The 19066-nt window shown below is 51.0% G+C and carries 15 protein-coding genes; 7 read left to right on the top strand and 8 right to left on the bottom strand.

Annotation, left to right across the window (positions count from 1 at the left end):
* Positions 1-35 precede the first annotated feature (35 nt).
* Entirely contained in the window at positions 36-908 is an 873-nt protein-coding gene (locus K7P76_RS04665; protein ID WP_232183730.1) for a carbohydrate ABC transporter permease, read from the top strand.
* 49 nt (positions 909-957) lie between these two features.
* The gene (locus K7P76_RS04660) at positions 958-2643 is read left to right on the top strand and encodes an extracellular solute-binding protein (protein WP_232183728.1); all 1686 of its coding nucleotides are present in this window, start codon (positions 958-960) and stop codon (positions 2641-2643) included.
* Positions 2644-3013: 370 nt separating this feature from the next.
* Here K7P76_RS04660 and mtnB read toward each other — a convergent pair whose 3' ends face one another.
* The 7 genes from mtnB to K7P76_RS04625 all read right to left on the bottom strand — a co-directional run bounded on the left by mtnB (position 3014) and on the right by K7P76_RS04625 (position 10388).
* Positions 3014-3664: a methylthioribulose 1-phosphate dehydratase gene (gene mtnB, locus K7P76_RS04655; RefSeq protein WP_232183726.1), complete on the bottom strand. Its 651-nt coding sequence runs from the start codon at positions 3662-3664 to the stop codon at positions 3014-3016.
* A complete protein-coding gene (locus K7P76_RS04650) occupies positions 3661-4347 on the bottom strand; it encodes a 2-hydroxy-3-keto-5-methylthiopentenyl-1-phosphate phosphatase (protein ID WP_232183723.1) in 687 nt (228 codons plus the stop codon). Before K7P76_RS04650 ends, mtnB begins: the two co-directional genes overlap by 4 nt.
* Positions 4344-5573 carry a 2,3-diketo-5-methylthiopentyl-1-phosphate enolase gene (locus tag K7P76_RS04645; RefSeq protein ID WP_232183721.1) on the bottom strand — a complete coding sequence of 410 codons (1230 nt, stop codon included), beginning with the start codon at positions 5571-5573 and terminating at the stop codon, positions 4344-4346. Before K7P76_RS04645 ends, K7P76_RS04650 begins: the two co-directional genes overlap by 4 nt.
* A gap of 28 nt (positions 5574-5601) precedes the next feature.
* Positions 5602-6471, bottom strand: a complete 870-nt coding sequence (gene proC / locus K7P76_RS04640) for a pyrroline-5-carboxylate reductase (RefSeq protein WP_232183719.1) — start codon at positions 6469-6471, stop codon at positions 5602-5604.
* A 13-nt stretch (positions 6472-6484) separates the two neighbouring features.
* On the bottom strand, positions 6485-7732 hold the full coding sequence (locus K7P76_RS04635) for a glutamate-5-semialdehyde dehydrogenase (protein WP_232183717.1): 1248 nt from the start codon (positions 7730-7732) through the stop codon (positions 6485-6487).
* Entirely contained in the window at positions 7725-8852 is a 1128-nt protein-coding gene (proB, locus tag K7P76_RS04630) for a glutamate 5-kinase (protein ID WP_232183716.1), read from the bottom strand. Before proB ends, K7P76_RS04635 begins: the two co-directional genes overlap by 8 nt.
* A 360-nt stretch (positions 8853-9212) precedes the next feature.
* Positions 9213-10388: a pyridoxal phosphate-dependent aminotransferase gene (locus K7P76_RS04625; RefSeq protein WP_232183715.1), complete on the bottom strand. Its 1176-nt coding sequence runs from the start codon at positions 10386-10388 to the stop codon at positions 9213-9215.
* 204 nt (positions 10389-10592) lie between these two features.
* Here K7P76_RS04625 and K7P76_RS04620 point away from each other — a divergent pair, with 204 nt between their 5' ends.
* The gene (locus tag K7P76_RS04620; protein ID WP_232183713.1) at positions 10593-11390 is read left to right on the top strand and encodes a carbon-nitrogen family hydrolase; all 798 of its coding nucleotides are present in this window, start codon (positions 10593-10595) and stop codon (positions 11388-11390) included.
* 7 nt (positions 11391-11397) lie between these two features.
* On the opposite strand, the gene K7P76_RS04615 is transcribed toward K7P76_RS04620, so the two are convergent.
* On the bottom strand, positions 11398-12303 hold the full coding sequence (locus K7P76_RS04615) for a LysR family transcriptional regulator (protein ID WP_232183711.1): 906 nt from the start codon (positions 12301-12303) through the stop codon (positions 11398-11400).
* 126 nt (positions 12304-12429) lie between these two features.
* Between K7P76_RS04615 and leuC the strand changes: the two genes are divergently transcribed.
* The 4 genes from leuC to K7P76_RS04595 all read left to right on the top strand — a co-directional run bounded on the left by leuC (position 12430) and on the right by K7P76_RS04595 (position 18941).
* Positions 12430-13851 (top strand): 3-isopropylmalate dehydratase large subunit, encoded by a 1422-nt coding sequence (leuC, locus tag K7P76_RS04610; protein WP_232183709.1) that lies wholly within the window; start codon positions 12430-12432, stop codon positions 13849-13851.
* 14 nt (positions 13852-13865) lie between these two features.
* Complete coding sequence (gene leuD, locus K7P76_RS04605) at positions 13866-14471, top strand: 3-isopropylmalate dehydratase small subunit (protein ID WP_232183707.1); 606 nt, start codon at positions 13866-13868, stop codon at positions 14469-14471.
* A gap of 202 nt (positions 14472-14673) precedes the next feature.
* Complete coding sequence (locus K7P76_RS04600) at positions 14674-16176, top strand: N-acetylmuramoyl-L-alanine amidase family protein (protein ID WP_232183698.1); 1503 nt, start codon at positions 14674-14676, stop codon at positions 16174-16176.
* A gap of 62 nt (positions 16177-16238) precedes the next feature.
* A complete protein-coding gene (locus tag K7P76_RS04595; RefSeq protein WP_232183689.1) occupies positions 16239-18941 on the top strand; it encodes an S-layer homology domain-containing protein in 2703 nt (900 codons plus the stop codon).
* Positions 18942-19066: the final 125 nt, after the last annotated feature.

The following is a 19066-nucleotide window of genomic DNA, read 5'->3' as shown; positions in this document are numbered from 1 at the left end:
ATATGTACCTGAATCAGATATTGGAGGAATTCTCGATGAAAAAAGGAATGGCGGGGGACCGCATTCTAATCGGCAGCTTCTACGTCATGAATGCGTTATTCGCGGTCGTTTGCCTGCTCCCCTTCGTGCTCGTATTAACAAGCTCTCTGTCGGATGAAACGACGCTGCTGCAGGAAGGGTACCGGCTTTTTCCAAAGCAATGGTCGTTCGATGCTTATAAAGTGTTATTCGATAATGATTCGCTGTACCGATCATACGGAATAACTTTATTCGTTACGATCGTCGGAACGGTGCTAAGCATCTTGATCACAAGCGCGATTTCCTACGCGGTCTCGGTAAGAACATTAAAGTACCGCAACAAAATTTTGTTCTTCGTTTATTTGACCATGCTCTTTAACGGGGGACTCGTTCCCTGGTATATTCTCATTTCGAATTACTTGCATTTAGGAAACAGCATTTGGGTCATGATCATTCCGGCGCTCGTCAATCCGTGGTTCATGTTCCTGCTGCGCAACTTTTTCATGACGATTCCCGAATCGCTGGCGGAATCGGCGAAGATTGACGGAGCGAACGACATTTATATTCTCATCCGCATCATCTTGCCATTGTCGCTTCCGGCTCTGGCTACGATCAGCTTGTTCTACGCGCTCGACTATTGGAACGAATGGTTCCGCGCGATTCTCTTTATTGATGACGAAAGCAAATACCCTCTGCAGACGGTTATTATCCGTACGCTCAGCAGCTTGAGCTTCACCCAGCAGATGTATATGACAGCAACGGTAAGCGTACCTGCTTATACGATTCGGATGGCTACGGTCATCATCACGATCGGTCCGATCGTATTCCTGTATCCTTTTATCCAGAAATATTTCGTTAAAGGACTTATGGTTGGCGCCGTAAAGGGTTGATCCCGACCTCTGTCGGATCACATAATAAAAAGTAAAAGGGGAAGATTGCATGAAACGACGGATTAAACAATGGAAAGTAAGAACAGGGCTCGCACTCGCACTTGCAGTCATTATCGCGCTAACGGGCTGCAATGGCTCGAACAAAGGAAATGAGGCTTCGTCGTCGGTGGAACCGTCGACAACCGCGACCGCATCAGAATCGGCATCTGCTTCTGCAACGGACACGAAAGCAGCACCGCCGGAGGAAGTCACATTGCAATTTTACTTAATTCACGACAAAGTTCCGAACAACATGCAGGCCGTTCTAGACGAATTCTACAACGAGACGAAAGACACGCTGAACACGAAAATCGCCATCAACTTTGTTCCATGGGCAACGGCCAAAGAAAAGCTTGCGTTAAAGCTCGCCTCTGGCGATCAGGTCGACGTCGTATTCGATGCGCAGTGGCAGACGATGTCCCCTAACATTTCGAAGGGCATCTATTTGAACTTGGATAAATACTTCAATAACGACGAGTATCCGGGTCTTAAGAAGGCGTTCGGGCCGGATTATATCGACAACAACAAATTCGTGGACGGCTCCGGCGAAAAACATATTTACGGCATCCCATTCACTCAGACTTTCGGTTTCCTGCAGGGTGTCATGATCCGCAAAGATTTGCGCGAGAAATACGGTTTGCCTGAAATTAAATCCGTGGCCGAATTGGAGGCCTACTTCGACGCCGTTCTGAAAAACGAAAAAGGAGTCGTTCCGTTCGGCTTAAACGGAGGCATTCCGAGCCTGGGCAACTGGCTCGTTCCGAACGTTCCGCCGCAAAGCCGATTGGCGATGCTTGCTGGGGAAGTGCTGCCGACTTATTCGATTAATGCTGACGGTACCGTCAATGTGGTGTTCCATGGGGAGGACATATCAGCCCTTGCGGAAGGCATGAACAAGAAGGAAAACTTCTATCAAGGCGAGATCAAGGCGCGCGAGTGGTACACGAAAGGGTATCTGGAAAAAGACGTCATTAGCCAGAAGGACCCTATCGGCTTCTTCAAAGCCGGCAAATTCGCGGCGATCGCCGGGGATACCGCCGGATTCGTCGCCACGAACAACGAATTGAAGAGTAAAGTGCCGGGAGCGGAGGGAGAGCTCGTATTTCTGGTTCCGGGAGTCATGGAAGGCACTCCGAAGAGCTTGCTGTCCGACTTCAAAGCTTGGAACTTCGCTTGCATTCCCGCGAATTCCAAGAACGCGGACAGGGTCATGAAGTTCTTCGATTGGCTGAATGCCAGCCAAGACAATCACGATCTGTTCGAGCTCGGTATCAAGGGCAAGGATTGGGAGCCGGTCGGGGATTCCCAATACAAAGTACCGGATGGCGTAGATATCGGTAAGGTATACGACTTCCCGGGTTATATGATGACTTGGAATCCGACCTATATTCGAACCAACGCCAATCTTCCCGAGAATATCGTTCATATTAATCAATATTTGGGAGACACGAATAACTTCATCAAATCTCCAACCTCCGAGTTCTCGCTTAACGCTGAACCGATCAAGAACGAGTTAACGAAGGTTGGTCAGGAATACAAGAAAGCGAGAACGATCGCCGGGCTTGGTCTGACGGACGACTATGAAGGCGCCTATAAGAAAATGATCGAAAAGGCGAAAAAACTTGGCCTGGAGAAAATCCGCGCGGAAATCAAGAAGCAATTGGAAGAGTATCTCAAAACGCATCCGGTTCAATAACCCATATCCACCCCACAACCATGACAAAAGAAACCCGCTTTTTTTCTTTGGGGTGCGATCTGCATTTATTGTGATTATTGTAAATTGGGTAAGAGGGTACCTCCCGTAAGAGTTTACGTCCGCCTCTGGGAGCCCATTGCCACCTTGTAATCTCATCAGGCAATGGAGTAGCTCCCGGGGCCCCCGCAAAGTAATCGGAATAAACATCGACAGCATCCGCTTCACTTTGTGCTGTTATTTTTACGCTTATCGTTTTGTATTATTGGGTAAGTTGGATTGCGAAGTATGTTCATATCTAACGAAAAGTCCACTCTAAATCCTGCTGTGGGGGCAGGTTGCAGAGTGGACTTCATGTTCATATATAGAGAGACTACTTACGGTTCATTAGCAATTGCCAGCGATAAACATACTCGAATAGAAATTCAAATGCTTCCAGATGGCGCTTGGCTTCGAAGGCGTCCCGTCCCCAAGCGTAAATTCCGTGCTTGCGAAGAAGGATGCCGGGAATGCGGCTCGCTAAACGCTCCGAAATCTCGGGAACGATGCGAGGAACTTCCGCGAAGTTGGATAAGATCGGAATGTCGATGACCGCTTCCTCTTCCCAAATGCCTAAGCCTTTAATCAGCTCTACGCCTTCTACGGGTACCGCGCGGCGTTCCCAGAACAATTCCGATACGAGACCGTTAAAGATAGAGTGGATATGAAAAATAGCGCCGCAGCCAGTCAATCGATAGATCTCGTTATGGATGACCGTTTCCGCTGAAGGTTTCAGAGTAGTGGACTCGCAAGGTTTACCGTTCTGATCGACGAAAAGGAAATCCTCGGGCGTCGATTTGGATTTGTCCTTGCCGCTTGCCGTCACGGCGAAGAAAAATTCATCGGGCGAGTAAGGGCCGACGCGCATGGATAGGTTGCCGCTTGTGCCGGGGAAAAAGCCGCGGGTGGCGAAATCCGCTTTGATCGCGGATAACTCGCTTAGCACCTGCTGTTTCTGTTCCGTAGTGATGTTAGCAAAGCTCATGACGATCGACCTCCTTCGTTCAGGTGATGGATAATATCGTGGAACGTTTCGAACGGAATATGCGGAAGGCCAAGCTCCCGGCATTTGACCGTTAAGTGGGAGCGGGAGAACACCAGATCAACTAGCTTGGCGCCGGCAAAATCTGTCACGCTGTCTCCGATAAGAATCCGGTAGTATTCATCCTCGGGGAACCGGCGGATGACCGTTGTTTTGCACATCCCGCAGCCGTTATCGCAGTTGTCGTCGCAGGAGTGCGGCCAAGTGATCTCGATGTTGTCACCGCTAAAGTCGCTGCCGTTGCAGTAAATATGGTCGGCAGGAATACCGAAAGGTTTAAGCAGAGGATAGACGAAGAAATCGATTCCTCCACTTGTTACATAGAAAGGCACGTTATGGATTTTGCACCATTCCAGCAGCTCGGGAAATCCATCGCGAATGCCTGCGTTGTTCAGAATATAGGCTTGGACGTCATCCTTCATCGAGGAAGGGAGAAGCGCGAACATTTCTCCGACGCCTTGCTGTATGGATTTGCTCTCGCTGAGAATATCTTTGACGATACTTTCCCAGCCTGGCGGATTGAAGTGTTTCATGACGGCGACGATATTGTCGTTAAGCGTGATCGTGCCATCAAAATCACAGAACAATACGGGTGGACGCGGGAACTTGGGTGTAGAAAAGCTCAAGATGTGCGTACCCCCCAGCGTTCGATGGCGATGCGCAATTCTTCATGATCGACTGCGTATGCTTCGAGGGTGGAGCCGCTTCTTACGGCGTCAACCGCTTGCCGGAATGCGCGTCCTCCAGCTGCGGAGCCTAGAGGATGTCCGTGCACGCCGCCTCCGGCATTCACGACAACCTCCGGTCCGAAGTCACCCATGATCAAAGGAACGAGTCCGGGATGAATTCCCGCTGATGGCACTGGAAAAGCTGGCGCCTGCGGGAGAGAAGGGGTTAACAAGGCTTCCATTACCGCTAGATTTTCCGCCTTAGGCATAACGACTGAGCCATAAGGAGAAGGGAACAGGGAAAGATCGGCCCCGGCGATTCGCATAAGCTTACCCAGTAATAGAGGTGCGGATATTCCGTGATGCAGCGAAGGGTAAAACGCCCCGGCCATTGCCGGATGAGCGGCAATCGGCACGTTGATCTCCGGATCGGCAGCCAGCTCCGCCAATGCATCGAATCCGTAGGCGAGCACGTTAAACAACAAACCGTTCGCACCCGCCGCAATCGCACGTTTGGCGTTCGCTTTCAGTTGAAACGTCGATCCGGTTAGATTGGTGAAATAAAGCAGCTTCTGTCCGGTTGCCCGTTCGGCCTCGCGTGCGGCGCTCATGCAAACCTCAACCCGTTTCTCCAAAGGGGTGAGCGGGTTCTCGAACAGGATTTCGTCGTCTTTGATGAGATCGACTCCGCCTAGCGCCTGCTGCAGGAACTGTTCCCGCAAATTGTCCAGATCATGTCCGATGACCGATTTGAAGATGCTCATGACGAGCGGCCGATCATGCACGCCAAGAAGATTACGTACGCCTTGTATTCCGAACTTCGGACCTGGGAACGCGCTTAAGAAGTCTGCCGACGGGGCGATATCGATCAATTTGATTTTACCGTCCATCGATAGCTTGCCGAATGCGGTCACTAGGAAAGCGGGAATGTCACGGCTGAAATTGACGTCCGGATAAGCGATTGTAATGTCGGCATAGCGCTCGCCGGGTTGGACGCCTTCGGGCTCGTACGTTTCTACCGAAATGACCTGTCCCAGATGCTTCTGCATTTGCTCTTTGGCCGCTTCGGGCAAATCGGTCCAACTGCCGACCGTTAGGCCGACCGCGATTCCTTGCGCTTTTTTGTGAAAATCGGCTTTATCGTCGTATAAGCGGTAAGTAGCGCTGCTATAATAATTGTTCACTCGGATGCTACCTTCTTTCTATTAACCGTTAATTAATCGCTTCGGCGCGAATCGCTTCGCCCATTTCCCGGGCTCTTTCCGCACAGCGGACAATCGCTTTGTTCATGCCTTCTTGAAACGCGAATTGGTCGAGCGTCTCAATCGCGGCTTGGGTCGTTCCGTTAGGAGAAGTGACCTTGCGACGAAGGTCGCCTGGATTCTCGCCCGTAGAGAATACCATTTCGGCGGCACCGCGCACGGTTTGGACGGTCAGGTCTTTGGCTGCTTCAGGGGTCAACCCTAACTGAACGCCAGCATCGATCATCGCTTCCATTAAATAATAGACATAGGCAGGGCCGCTGCCGGACACACCGTTCACGGCTTCGATTAGCGGTTCGTCAACGACCGCTGTCAGCCCGACGGCGTTGAACATAACGAGGGCAAGCTCGCGTTGTTCTGAAGTTACCGATTCGGAATAGCTGATGCCGGTTGCGCCTAGGCCAATCGTGCTGGATGTATTCGGCATCGTACGGACAACCGGCTGCCGGCGGTCGAGCAATTGATGAATCGTGGAAATGGATAAGCCTGCGATAACGGAAATTATGAGCTGTTCCGGACGCAATAAAGGTTTTAATGCTTTAATCGCGTTTGCGGAATCCTTTGGCTTCATACCTAGAATTACGATATCGGCATTGGATAAAGCAGAGTTCTTCAACTCATCCGTCGTCGCCGGGACAACCCCGTATTGCTGCTCAAGCTGCAGCAGCCTTTCTGCATTTTGCCGATTCACGACGGTAATATGCTTAGGATCCTTAAGTTTAGCTTCAACTAGGCCGCGCAATATCGCTTCCGCAATTGATCCTGCGCCGTAGAAACAAAGAGTAACTTCCCCAAGGGAAGAGGTTGTGGTACCGACCATGCGTTGCACGCTCCTATGATCTGATTTGACCCGAGCCGACAACCCGGTATTTCGTCGAAGTTAAAGCGGGAAGCCCCATTGGACCCCGCGCATGCAGCTTCTGCGTGCTGATGCCGATTTCTGCGCCGAAGCCGAATTCGAATCCGTCCGTGAAGCGGGTAGAGGCGTTGTGGTAAACGGCCGCCGCATCGACTTCTTGAAGGAAACGTTCGGCATGCGCGTCCGTTTCCGTCACTATGCATTCCGAATGCTTCGTACCGAAACGATGGATGTGGTTCAATGCTTCATCTAAATCCTTCACTACTTTAATGTTCAAAATATAGTCATTGTATTCCGTGGCGTAATCTTCATCGCTCACCGTGTTCATCCATGGGACGATATCCCGAGCGATACCGCTGCCTCTAAGCTCGACTTGGGCTTCCTGGAATTTATCGGCGATTGCGTTAAGGTATTTCCGAGCGAACGTTTCGTGAAGCAGCAGCGTTTCCATGGAGTTGCAAACGGAAGGACGCTGTACCTTGGCGTTCAAAGCAATGGATTCAGCCATCGAATAATCGGCCGAATCATCAACATAAGTATGGCAAATGCCTGCGCCCGTCTCGATGACGGGTACGGTCGCGTTCTGCACGACATTTTGAATAAGAGAGGCGCCGCCTCTAGGAATGATGACGTCTAGCAAACCATTGAGCTTGAGCATTTCATCGACGGAGCTGCGGTTCGAATCTTCGATCAACTGCAGGGCATCCGCGGGAATGGCTGAACGGGATAATGCTTCCCGCAAGACGGATACGATGCTTCGATTGGATGAGATAGCGGCAGAACCTCCGCGCAGAACAACGGAGTTGCCCGTCTTTAAGCACAATGTCGCGGCATCGACCGTCACGTTAGGCCTTGCTTCGTAGATCATGCCGATAACTCCGAGCGGTACGCGTTTTTTCTCGATAAACAGGCCGTTGGGCCGATGAATCGTTTCAAGCACATCGCCCACAGGGTCAGGCAAATCAACGATTTGTTTAACCGCATCCGCAATATCCGCTAGGCGCGCAGGAGTTAGCTTTAAACGATCCAAAAGGGAAGAGGAGGTTCCTAACTCTCGTCCGCGGACGAGATCCTCTTCATTGGCGGCCAAGATCCGATCTTGCTCGACGATAAGGGCATCGGCCATTAGAAGCAGCGCCTCGTTCTTCTCTTCAGTCGTTAATCTGTTCAGTACCGCGGCAGCTTCCTTGGCCGCGCTCGCTTTAGTCACAACCTCACTCATGTGAACTCGCCTCCTTGACTATGGATGATGGAACCCATTCATCCCGATGAATGACTTCAACTCGGATAACTTCCACCCGTCGCAGCGCTTCTTCGCTGGATAAACCGGCTACCGCCGTAATTTGCCAAGCCGCGTAATGAGTTACGCCGCGGCCTAATACTCGACCTTCCTTATTCACGACCTCCACCACGTCACCCGGGTGAAACTCGCCTTCGGCAGCTGTAATGCCCGCGGGCAGCAAGCTGCGTCCTTTGTTTAATAAAGCTTCTTCAGCTCCTGCGTCAACAACGATTCGACCCTGCGGGACGGACAGAAAACCGACCCAATGCTTCTTCGCTGATATCGAATGAAGGGAGGAAGCGAAATAAGTGCCTTTGCCAGTTCCGTCGACAGCGGACCGAAGATCACCGGCTTTCGAAACTCTGCCGACGAATAAGGGAACTCCGCCTTGCATGGCGATGCGCGCCGCTTCGATCTTGGATCGCATACCCCCGGTACCGACGGAAGAACCGGCACCGCCCGCAACTCGGTATAACTCGTCGGACAGAATTTCCACGCGTTCGATGCGAACGGCGTCAGGCACTTTGCGCGGATCGCCGGTGTAGACGCCGTCCATGTCGGTCAGAATATACAGACCGTCCGCTTTAACCAGGTTGGCGACTAACGCGGATAAGGAGTCATTGTCGCCGAATTTGATCTCGTCGACGGCGACGGTATCGTTCTCGTTAATAATTGGAACCGCGCGCTGCTTCAGCAACTCATCAATCGTACGTTGCGCATTTTGCGCTCGGCTGCGATTGCTGAAATCTGGACGAGTCAGCAATAGCTGTGCGATCGCGACTTCATGGTTCGCAAAAGCTTCCTGGTAGGCTTCCATTAATAAGGCCTGACCGACGGCAGCCGCTGCTTGTTTCTCATGCACGAGCTTTGGCCTAGTCGTGTAGCCAAGGCGGCGAAAGCCGGTTGCGATCGCTCCCGAAGTAACGAGAAGCACCTGATAACCCAAGGCGTGCAACGAGGCGATTTCATCGGCGAAAAAACGAACGTTTTGCCGGTTAAGGCCTCCTTCTTCCGAAGCGATAGAGCTGCTTCCAATCTTAACTACGATGCGTTTACCCATAGAACTCAACCCCTTATCAAGCCATAAAAAAAACTTTCGCCCTCGCAAAGGACGAAAGTATAACTTCCGCGGTACCACCTTCATTGACGGCGCCTTAATGGTAGAGGCATCCGTCCTCTTAAGAGCCTGATAACAGCAGGCACTGTACGGCTCATCGCCGTCCGCTCGGGGATGGGGGAGACGGGGGACAAGGTAAATTTTCTCAGCCTGGAAATTTACTCTCTGGTCGTGTCCGGATCCGCTTCGTTTCCCTTCAATGCGTTCATATGGCTGCGCCGAATTCCGATCGGCGACGAATTATCCTAAGAATACCATGCGCTATAAGGCTTGTAAAGGAACGAACGGCGTGTCGGGGCACGCTTAGAACAGTCCTAATCTTCCTATTCTTGCGGCGACTTCCCGCAATCGATCCTCTGTCGTTAGCAAGCCGAGTCTAACGTAACCTTCTCCGTTGGCGCCGAAACCGGATCCGGGAGCTACGACGACGTCCGCCTGCTCGAGCAGTAAATCGGCAAAGGACATGGAGGTGTATCCCGCGGGTACAGGCAACCAGCAGAAAAAGGATCCTGATGGTTTCTTCGCTTTCCAACCGATCTCGGCCAATGCGTCGTAAAGCGCATTCCTTCTGCTTTCGTATATGGCAACGAGTTCGCGGACAGAGGCCTGGGAACCGGTTAAGGCTTCCGCGGCCGCTTCCTGTATGCCCCCGAACAAGCTGCAGTACATATGATCTTGAATCAGATTGATCAACTCGATAATCTCAGGGTTTCCTAACGCGAATCCGACGCGCCATCCGGCCATATTGTAGGTTTTGGACAGCGTATAGAACTCGACGCCTACTTCTTTGGCGCCCGGGGTTTCCAGAAAGCTGATCGGACGTTTGCCGTCAAAACCGATGGCTCCGTAAGCGAAATCGCTGGCGACGACAATTCCGTTTTTCTTCGCCAAAGCAACCGTCTGTTCATAGAATTCCGGTGTCGCCGTTGCGGAAGTGGGATTGTTCGGGTAGTTGAGAAACATAAGCTTAGCCCGATTGAGCTCTTCCGGCGTCAAAGACGCGTAATCCGGAAGAAAATCGTTCTTTTCCTTAAGCGGCATGAACGCCATTTCCGCTCCGGCAAGCGCGACGCCGGACCAATAATCGGGATAGCCCGGATTCGGAACAAGACATACATCGCCGGGGTTCAGCAAGCATTGGCTAATTTCGATTAGCCCGGACTTGCCGCCGAACAGGACGGCTACCTCCGTTTCCGGGTTCAGATCTACGCCGTAATCTTCCTTATAACGCCGGGCGGCGGCTTCTTTCAAGAAAGGAAATCCGCGAAAAGGCGGATATTTGTGGTATTTAGGGTTTTCAGCGGCACTCTTCATCCGCTCGACAATCGAGGAAGGCGTCGGCAAATCGGGATTTCCTTGGCCTAAGTTAATGACATCGCGGCCTGTAGCGGCGCGAGCGTTCGCTTTGGCGACTAATGCGGCGAAAAATTGTTCGGGTAACGTTTGAAGCCGTTTGGCGGGAGTAATGGTAAAGGACATGCTAAATCGTCACGCTCCGTCATACGTAGGATAGGATGAATGTAGCATATTGAATCGGACTCGGCAACGGATGAAACGGACGATTCACGAAAATTCGGGGTTATTGGGTCGGAATTGTGAAAAATAAGGCTAATGTTGATGTGCAGCGGTTGATGGAGTACCATGATTACCATAGAAACACATAAATCGTAGGAGTGGATTGTTATGGCAACCCCTTTGCGTCTCGCACTGATACAGATGAATATAGAGGCGGGCAAACCTGAAGCCAATTTCGCGAAAATCGAAGCGCGTTTGGAGGAAGCTGCGGCTCAATCGCCTAAACCCGATTTAATCGTTTTTCCGGAAATGTGGAACACGGGATACGCCTTACCGGAAATCCATTCCTTAGCCGATCCGGACGGATTGCGAACTAAGGAAGTGATTTCTGCCTTTTGCAGGAAACACGGCATTGGCGTGTTAGCGGGCTCAATCGCGCAGCTGCGCGGAGAAACGGTAACGAATACCGTTCACGTCTTTGATCGGGACGGCGCCGAAGTCAGCGAATACAGCAAAATCCATCTTTTTCAGCTTATGAACGAGCATTTGCACTTGCAAGCGGGCGATCGACTCGGATCGTTTGACCTCAATGGAATACCGGCGGCAGTCATGATCTGCTATGACATCCGTTTCCCGGAGCTAGCCCGCAAGCTGGCGCTTGATGGCGCCAAAATTTTGTTCGTGCCCGCCGAATGGCCGCATCCCCGTCTCCATCATTGGCGGACGCTGCTGCAAGCCCGCGCGATCGAGAACCAAATGTTCGTCGTCTCGTGCAACACGGTCGGCGACAGCGGAGGAACCAGCTTCTTCGGCCATTCGATGGTAATTAACCCGTGGGGAGAGGTTGTGGCCGAAGCAGGGGAAGAGGAAGCGATCCTCTCTGCCGAAATCGACCTTGCTTTAGTCGACGAAGTGAGAGGCCGCATTCCCGTCTTCGCGGATCGCAGGCCGACGATATACGAATAAATTGCGATTATTTGCTTAAATGGGCGACGGTTTCACGGAAAGTAGAAATAAAAGCTTCTGCTGCGTTAGACAGATAACGTCCTTTACGATAGGCGATAACGAGCGTTCGGGTCGGCTTCCCTTCAAGCGTCAAATAAACGGGGGCGCGAACTTGCCAATCGTTGCGGGTTACCATCTTCGGCAAGAAGGCAATGCCCATACCGGCGGCGACAAGCGATTGGACCGTCTCAATATTCCCGCTCTCGAATACGACCCGCGGCTCGAACCCGGCGGATTGGCACAGATCATGCGCGATGGCTCTAAAGCCCTGTCCTTTCTTCAACATCACGAACGGTTCATCTTTCAGTCCAGAGATGGGGATGACCGCATTTTTATATTCGGGTGCGGCGAGCGGGTGATCGGGAGGAACGGCTAGGCATATTTCTTCTTCGATCACCGGCAAATAAGCGAGCGTTGGCTCGACGAGCGGCAGCGACAGCAAGCTGACGTCCGTTCCGCCGCTTGCGGTCAACTGCTCCAATCGCTTAGTCGATTCTTCGATGAGGACGATTTCAATATTCGGATAAGCTTCGCGAAAGGCGGGCAGTACGTGCGGCAACACATGGGATCCCGTCATCGGCAAGCTGCCGACGACCAGACGGCCTTTGCGCATATCTGCGATATCCTCCATCTCGCGCCGCAATTGATCCGTCATATCGACGATCTGCTGCGCTTTTTCTACGAAGACGGATCCTGCGTAAGTGAGCTCTACCGAATTCGTGCTTCTCTTGAACAGGAGTACGCCTAATTCCTTCTCAAGTTTGGATAATTGTTGGCTGAGCGACGGCTGAGCAATGTGCAGTTTCTCGGCGGCACGGGAGAAATTGCGTTCCGTTGCGATTTGAATCGTATATAGAAGCTGGCGAAATTCCATAAGTTTTACACCTCTTCCTCATAGTCTGGAACTATTAACCTTATAGATATTATATCTTGGAACAATGAAAGAATAAATGTTAAGATAGGGACAGCTAAAAGAAGACCTATCGAGGTGAACAGAGACATGAGTAAACAAACGATGTTCGAGAAAATTTGGAACAACCACGTCATCGTCGCTGAAGAGGGAAAGCCAAGCATCCTTTACATCGACCTGCACCTGGTGCATGAAGTAACTTCACCGCAAGCATTCGAAGGCTTGCGCTTGTCCGGACGTAAAGTAAGACGTCCCGACCTGACATTCGCAACGATGGATCACAACGTTCCTACGAAAGACCGCTTCAACATTTCCGATCCGATCTCCAAGCAGCAGGTTGATACGCTAACGACCAACTGCCAGGAATTCGGCGTGAAGCTGTACGATTTGAACACGATCGACCAAGGCGTCGTACACGTCATGGGACCGGAGCTAGGCTTAACGCACCCGGGCAAAACGATCGTTTGCGGCGACAGCCACACTTCCACGCACGGCGCTTTCGGAGCTTTGGCTTTCGGAATCGGAACGAGCGAGGTCGAGCACGTGCTCGCGACGCAATGCTTGCAGCAATCGAAAGCGAAGACGATGGTTATTCGCTTCAACGGCAAACGCCAACCGGGCATTACGGCTAAAGACATGATTCTCGGTTTGATCGCTAAGTACGGCACGGATTTCGGAACAGGTTACGTTATGGAGTACACGGGAGAAGCGATTCGCGCGCTCACGATGGAAGAGCGGATGACCGTCTGCAACATGTCCATCGAAGCGGGCGCTCGCGCGGGATTGATCGCGCCGGACCTGACGACCTTCGATTACTTGCGCGGCCGCGAGTATGCTCCTCAGGGTGCTGCGTTCGACGCAGCCGTTGAGCAGTGGAAAGCATTGTGCACGGACGAAGGCGCCGAATACGATTCGGTTATCGACTTCGACGTGGATTCCCTCATCCCGCAAGTCACTTGGGGCACAAGCCCGGGAATGGGAACAGGCATTACTTCATCCGTCCCCGTACCGGAAAATCTTCCTACGGAAAACGAGCGCAAAGCGGCGGCCAGCGCGCTAGAGTATATGGATCTTAAACCAGGCACGCCAATGACGGACATTACGATCGACTATGTATTTATCGGTTCGTGTACGAATGGCCGCATCGAGGATTTGAGAGCGGCGGCTTCCGTTGCCCGCGGTCATAAAGTCAGCCCTAACGTTACGGCTATCGTCGTTCCGGGCTCCGGACGCGTTAAAATCCAGGCGGAAAAAGAAGGCCTAGACAAAGTGTTTACGGAAGCGGGATTCGAATGGCGCGACGCAGGCTGCAGCATGTGTTTGGCGATGAACCCCGACGTTCTTAAGCCGGGCCAACGCTGCGCATCCACATCGAACCGCAACTTTGAAGGCCGTCAAGGCCGCGGTGGACGCACGCATCTCGTGTCGCCGGAAATGGCAGCGGCAGCGGCGGTTCAAGGCCGTTTCGTCGATGTTCGCACATGGGAATTCAAGTCCGAAGTGAAGGCGTAAGAGGAGGAAAATCAATGGAACCTTTTGTACAGTTAAATGGTCTTGTCGCCCCGGTTGACCGGGTTAACGTAGATACGGATGCTATTATTCCTAAGCAATTTCTGAAAAGAATCGAGCGGAGCGGGTTCGGCCAGTATCTATTCTTCGAATGGAGATGGGACGAGCAAGGGAACGTTATTCCCGACTTCAACCTGAACAAGCCGCGTTATCAAGGCGCTTCCGTCTTGCTTTCCCGCGCGAACTTCGGCTGTGGCTCCTCACGCGAGCATGCTCCTTGGGCAATTCTGGACTACGGCTTCCGTTGCATTATCGCTCCTTCGTTCGCGGATATTTTCTACAACAACTGCTTTAAGAACGGCATTTTGCCGATCAAGCTCAGCGAAGAGCAAGTGGACGACTTATTTGAACGCACGAATGCGAAAGAAGGATATACGCTTAAGGTCGATTTGGAAAATAAAGTTCTTTCCGATGATGCTGGCTTAAGCATTCCGTTCGAGTTAGACGAGCATCGCCGTCAGTTTTTGCTTCAAGGGTTGGACGATATCGGACTCACGCTTAAGCATGAAGCCGCGATTACCGCCTATGAAGCGAAACGTGCTGCTGCTGGAGTTAGTGCGTAATAACGAGTCTATTGCATAGTTGAAAAAGGCAGAAATAAGGACCCATTGTCCCCGAATCGGCAAAATTCGGGACTATGGGTCTTTTTTTCCTCTATTTCGCAACTTTTCATGTAAAATCCCGTCTAATGATACGTGGACAAGCCGCTAGCAAATTACATAATCCGGCGTTGTCGGCAAAATCTTTTTTACATCGAGGTGAAGCATGAAGAAGTGGTTGTCCTTGTTGTTCGTCGTCTCCGTCATGCTGTTCCTGAGCGCGGGCATCGTTCACGCCGCTAAGTCGGAAGTATTAACGCCTAAGCTCATCTTGGACGGCAAAACCTTGCAGCCTCAAGTTGCCCCGATCGTCATGGACAAGACTGTCATGATTCCCGTTCGGATCGCGACAGCAAGTCTGGGATACAAGGTCGATTACGACAATAAGAAAAAACAGGTTAAAGTATCGAGTGGTTCTAAGCAGCTTGTCATGACGTTAAATAAACCGACTGCGTACCTCGATAACGAACCTAAGAAGATGATTATGCCGCCAACATCAATATCCAACAACATACTTATACCGCTCAGATTTCTCAGTGAATCCCTCGATGTACAAGTATTCTGGGATAACCAAAGCAAATCGGCCTTTCTTTATTCTTCCAGCAGTCCGAACCCGGATGATACGACGGATACCGAACCTCCGACAGAAGGCCCGATCGGCAATGTCGATGATCCGAACAATACCGACGGAGGCGGGAAGGATCCCGGCACGGTTGTGCCTCCTGAACCGACAACTCCTACGGATCCGGTTACACCACCTGTAACTCCCGTAATAACGGGCAATATTCATGAGGTTCGTTATGAGACGGATACGGTTGTCGTAAAGTACGATGGCTTGACGGTACCTACGGTCACCCCACTGGACAATCCGAAACGTCTCGTCATTGATTTGCCGAATGCGCAATATGCCACGGATTTCACGCCGGTAACCGATTTCGTCAAAGGGACGCAAGGGAAGCTGGAAGTAACAGGTCATCCCGCATTGCAGTCGATTCGGTATTCGCTTTTCGGAGACGTAACGAAATCGCCGCGCGTTGTGCTCGACTTGAATCAAACGTGGGGATATGAGCTACTGAACGATCCGGGCACGGGTGAACTGAGAATCGCGTTAAAACAGCCAACGCCCGATAAGTCGTTATTTACGGTCGTTCTGGATGCTGGACATGGAGGTTCGGATCCGGGAGCCCCGAGCATAAGCGGCAAGTGGGAGAAGGATTACAATATCTCCGTCGTACTGAAGGTACAAGCCTTGCTAGCTACGGATGAGCGGATAAAGCTCGTGCTTACCCGTCAAGGGGATACTTATCCGACCCTTGCCGATCGATATAATCTAGCGAATTCTCTTGCTGCGGATTTGTTCGTATCGGTACACGCCAATAGCTATACGTCGGCGACCAACGGAACGGAAACCTATTACACTCGCGCCGATAGCAAAGAGTTCGCTACCCTAATGCATTCTCTGCTTATTCAAGCGACAGGGCTTAAGGATAACGGCGTACGCCAGAAGAGCCTCGCAGTCACCAGGGAAACAAAGATGCCCGCGGTATTGCTTGAATCAGGATACTTGTCGAGCAAGATCGATGATCCTAAATTATGGACGGACGATTTTCAGAATCGGGTCGCCCAAGCTATTGCAACTGGCATTAAGCAGCAGTTGAAATTATTTTAAGAAATCCGGCCCTCTCTGGGGGGCCGGTATGTGTGTATTTAGGGAGAGGGGACAGTGCGGCGATGAAGACGCGTTTATCGAAATGGATTTCCGGAATGATGGCAGTATCACTTATTTGGACGGGGGTATCATGGACAACCACATCCGTGTCCGCCGCATCAACGCGATTCAGTGACGTCGTTGCGGGACATTGGGCAGAGAAGCATATAAATAAGCTGGCTCTGCAAGGAATTTTGAAAGGAGGAACGGATGGGAAGTTTAATCCGAACAACTCCGTTAGCCGACAGGAAGCGGTCATTATCGCCCTCCGGTTTATGGGCATCGACACTGAAGCCAGCCCTACCGACGTTATCGTTATTCCTTCCGTGCTTGTTATCAAGAATGATTACAAGCATTATTTGAATTTAGCGCTTAAGAAGAAATTGTTGGTCGTAGACGAGGAAGTAGCGCTCGCCAACAAAGAAACGGGCAAGCAATGGGGGAGCAGCCCGGCTACGCGGGAATGGATGACGCGACTTCTCGTTCGTGCGATCGGTAAAGACGCCGATGCCAAGCAATCGGCCTCGCAAGCTACTTCCTTTAGCGATGACTCACAAATCGATGCCAAACTAAGAGGATATGTGAACGTAGCAATATCTTCTGGACTTATGAAAGGCGTTACGGATAAGAAATTCGAGCCGCAGAGCGTAGTAACACGCGCCACGGCCTCTACATTGTTCAGCCGTGCGGAAGTCAACCTTCCCGTGGCTTACTCTGGTCAAGTATCCGGAGTTCTGTTGGCTATTACGGCAGATAAGCTCACTTTGCTCCACTCGGACGGTGTCATGAAGGATTATACGTTTACTCCGACATCATCCATCTATCGATTTGATTCCGAAAAAGTGTCGTCATTGGCTAACTTAAGACTATTTGGCGAAGTTAATCTGATCAACAAAAGCGATGGCAGCATTCTCTATGTCGAACAAACGAGCGATACGCCTAAAGTAAAAACTTACGAAGGTACTTTAACGCTCGTTTCAGAATCGAAGAATAGATTAACCGTGCTAATTGATGATGAATACAAGACATTTACCTACGACCCGGCGCATCTTCCTTCGATTACGGACACGAATGGTCAAACGATCACATTGGCTAATCTCCCCGTAAACGTAGATGTCAAGCTGACCGTGGACACCGTAAGGGCGGATGGGAAGATCGTGGCCGTATCGGTCAAACAATCCGTAATCAATAAGACCGGAAGCGGCGCTGTGGCTGCGTGGGACACGGCAACTCGGTCCCTTCAGGTCAAAGACTCGGTTACCGGCAAGACGGATAGTTTCATTGTGGCTGCCAATGCAACAATCAAACAAAACGGAGCTAACCTGGCGCTTGACCAATTGAAGGTTGGCGATACGATCTCCTATGAGGTTAAAACGGGTTCGGTGTCGAGCATCGTTATTACCAAGACAGAAAAGCCGTCAGTGACCGGATTGTTCATGTCGATCAGTAAAACGGAAAAAACGATTCTGTATAAACAAGACAATAAACCCAAAGTCGCTTACTTTTTAGATAATACGAAAGTGAGCATCACCGGGCTACCCGACGCTACTTTCGATGATCTCTACAAGGACGATGCCGTTACTTTATCGCTTGACGAGAACGAGAACGTAACTCTAATTACGGTTACAGCCCGTTCGGTTCAAATGCTGAATGGTGCAATAGTTGCGGGTTACGTTGCGGGTACTAAAACCCTTTCCCTAATTGATGCCACGGGAAAAGCACGCAACCTCTTCCTTGGCAGTAACGTTCGATACGACTTGAATGGTGCCAAGTTGACGCCGGAAGCGGCGCTTCCGCTCATCACGGCAACTGGCAAAAAGTTAAACGTTGGCTATAGCGGCGAGAACGCGTTTGTCATCTCCATCGTTTCCAAATACTCGGGTACGGTTACCGAGAACAATGTAACTACCAAAACGCTCAAATTAGCTTTGGACGCAACGAACACCATTCCGATTACTTACAATAATCCGTCTGTTGAAATCTATGGACAGACCGGCAAAACCTATTCCGACATCCTGGTCGGGAATGTAGTAACCGTAATCTTGAGTGCAAACCAAGATCAGGCGGCTTCCATACTCGTACAGAAAAACGCCCAATTCGAAGTCGCATCCGTAGATACGGCCACTAACAAGCTTCGCGCCAAACGCGCCGACGGAGTTTTTGAAGAGTGGACAATTGCCCCGTCTATAAGCCTGCAAAATGAAAACGGCTCGACGATTACCTTGAATGCGCTCAGCGCGGGCATCATCATTAATGTCACATTCCAAGGAAATTCGCCTACCAAGGTTAAGGCAGTCTCTACTACATTCGGTAAAGTATCATCCGTCAATACGGCAAGTGCTTCGCTCGATATCGTCACCTCGTCGGGAGCGGTCGAAACGAAAGCGGTTGGCGCTACTCCGCTCGTTGTTCGTGACGGTACCGTTCTAGGTTCGCTGTCATCCGTAAAGTCCGACGATCGCGTCGAAATCCGCAATGATGAGAACGATCGCGTGGTCATTACGATTATTCCTGCGTTAAGCAAAATATTCTGGCGTTACGACAACTCGGCTCAGCTATTGTATGTGAAGATCGAGACGCTGGGAGAAACGAATAATTATTACTCTTTGAGCTCAAACGTATACATCCACAAAGGAACGACTGCGATTAACCTAACGAACTTGCAGAATGACGACGCCATTACGTTGTACGTCCTCCGCGGCAAAGTAGTCGAAATCGCTAAGTAATCGACAAGTAAAAGTAATCCTACACGAACGGAGCTGTCCCATAAGTGACATATGGGCAGCTTCTTTACTGTTTCTATCGATTATGGTTTTTGCGGGGATGTATCCCCTCTTTCCTTTATCGATTA

It is taken from the genome of Cohnella silvisoli (genome assembly GCF_021190915.1).
Taxonomy (GTDB): Bacteria; Bacillota; Bacilli; order Paenibacillales; family Paenibacillaceae; genus Cohnella; species Cohnella silvisoli.
This window is presented reverse-complemented; position numbering and strand designations above follow the sequence as displayed.

Coding starts and splice junctions, on each gene's coding strand:
- K7P76_RS04635 (WP_232183717.1), bottom strand. CDS start 7,732: ATGAGTGAGGTTGTGACTAAAGCGAGCGCGGCCAAGGAAGCTGCCGCG.
- proB (WP_232183716.1), bottom strand. CDS start 8,852: ATGGGTAAACGCATCGTAGTTAAGATTGGAAGCAGCTCTATCGCTTCG.
- K7P76_RS04620 (WP_232183713.1), top strand. CDS start 10,593: ATGGCAACCCCTTTGCGTCTCGCACTGATACAGATGAATATAGAGGCG.
- proC (WP_232183719.1), bottom strand. CDS start 6,471: ATGGTCGGTACCACAACCTCTTCCCTTGGGGAAGTTACTCTTTGTTTC.
- K7P76_RS04625 (WP_232183715.1), bottom strand. CDS start 10,388: ATGTCCTTTACCATTACTCCCGCCAAACGGCTTCAAACGTTACCCGAA.
- K7P76_RS04615 (WP_232183711.1), bottom strand. CDS start 12,303: ATGGAATTTCGCCAGCTTCTATATACGATTCAAATCGCAACGGAACGC.
- K7P76_RS04665 (WP_232183730.1), top strand. CDS start 36: ATGAAAAAAGGAATGGCGGGGGACCGCATTCTAATCGGCAGCTTCTAC.
- K7P76_RS04660 (WP_232183728.1), top strand. CDS start 958: ATGAAACGACGGATTAAACAATGGAAAGTAAGAACAGGGCTCGCACTC.
- mtnB (WP_232183726.1), bottom strand. CDS start 3,664: ATGAGCTTTGCTAACATCACTACGGAACAGAAACAGCAGGTGCTAAGC.
- K7P76_RS04600 (WP_232183698.1), top strand. CDS start 14,674: ATGAAGAAGTGGTTGTCCTTGTTGTTCGTCGTCTCCGTCATGCTGTTC.
- K7P76_RS04595 (WP_232183689.1), top strand. CDS start 16,239: ATGAAGACGCGTTTATCGAAATGGATTTCCGGAATGATGGCAGTATCA.
- leuC (WP_232183709.1), top strand. CDS start 12,430: ATGAGTAAACAAACGATGTTCGAGAAAATTTGGAACAACCACGTCATC.
- leuD (WP_232183707.1), top strand. CDS start 13,866: ATGGAACCTTTTGTACAGTTAAATGGTCTTGTCGCCCCGGTTGACCGG.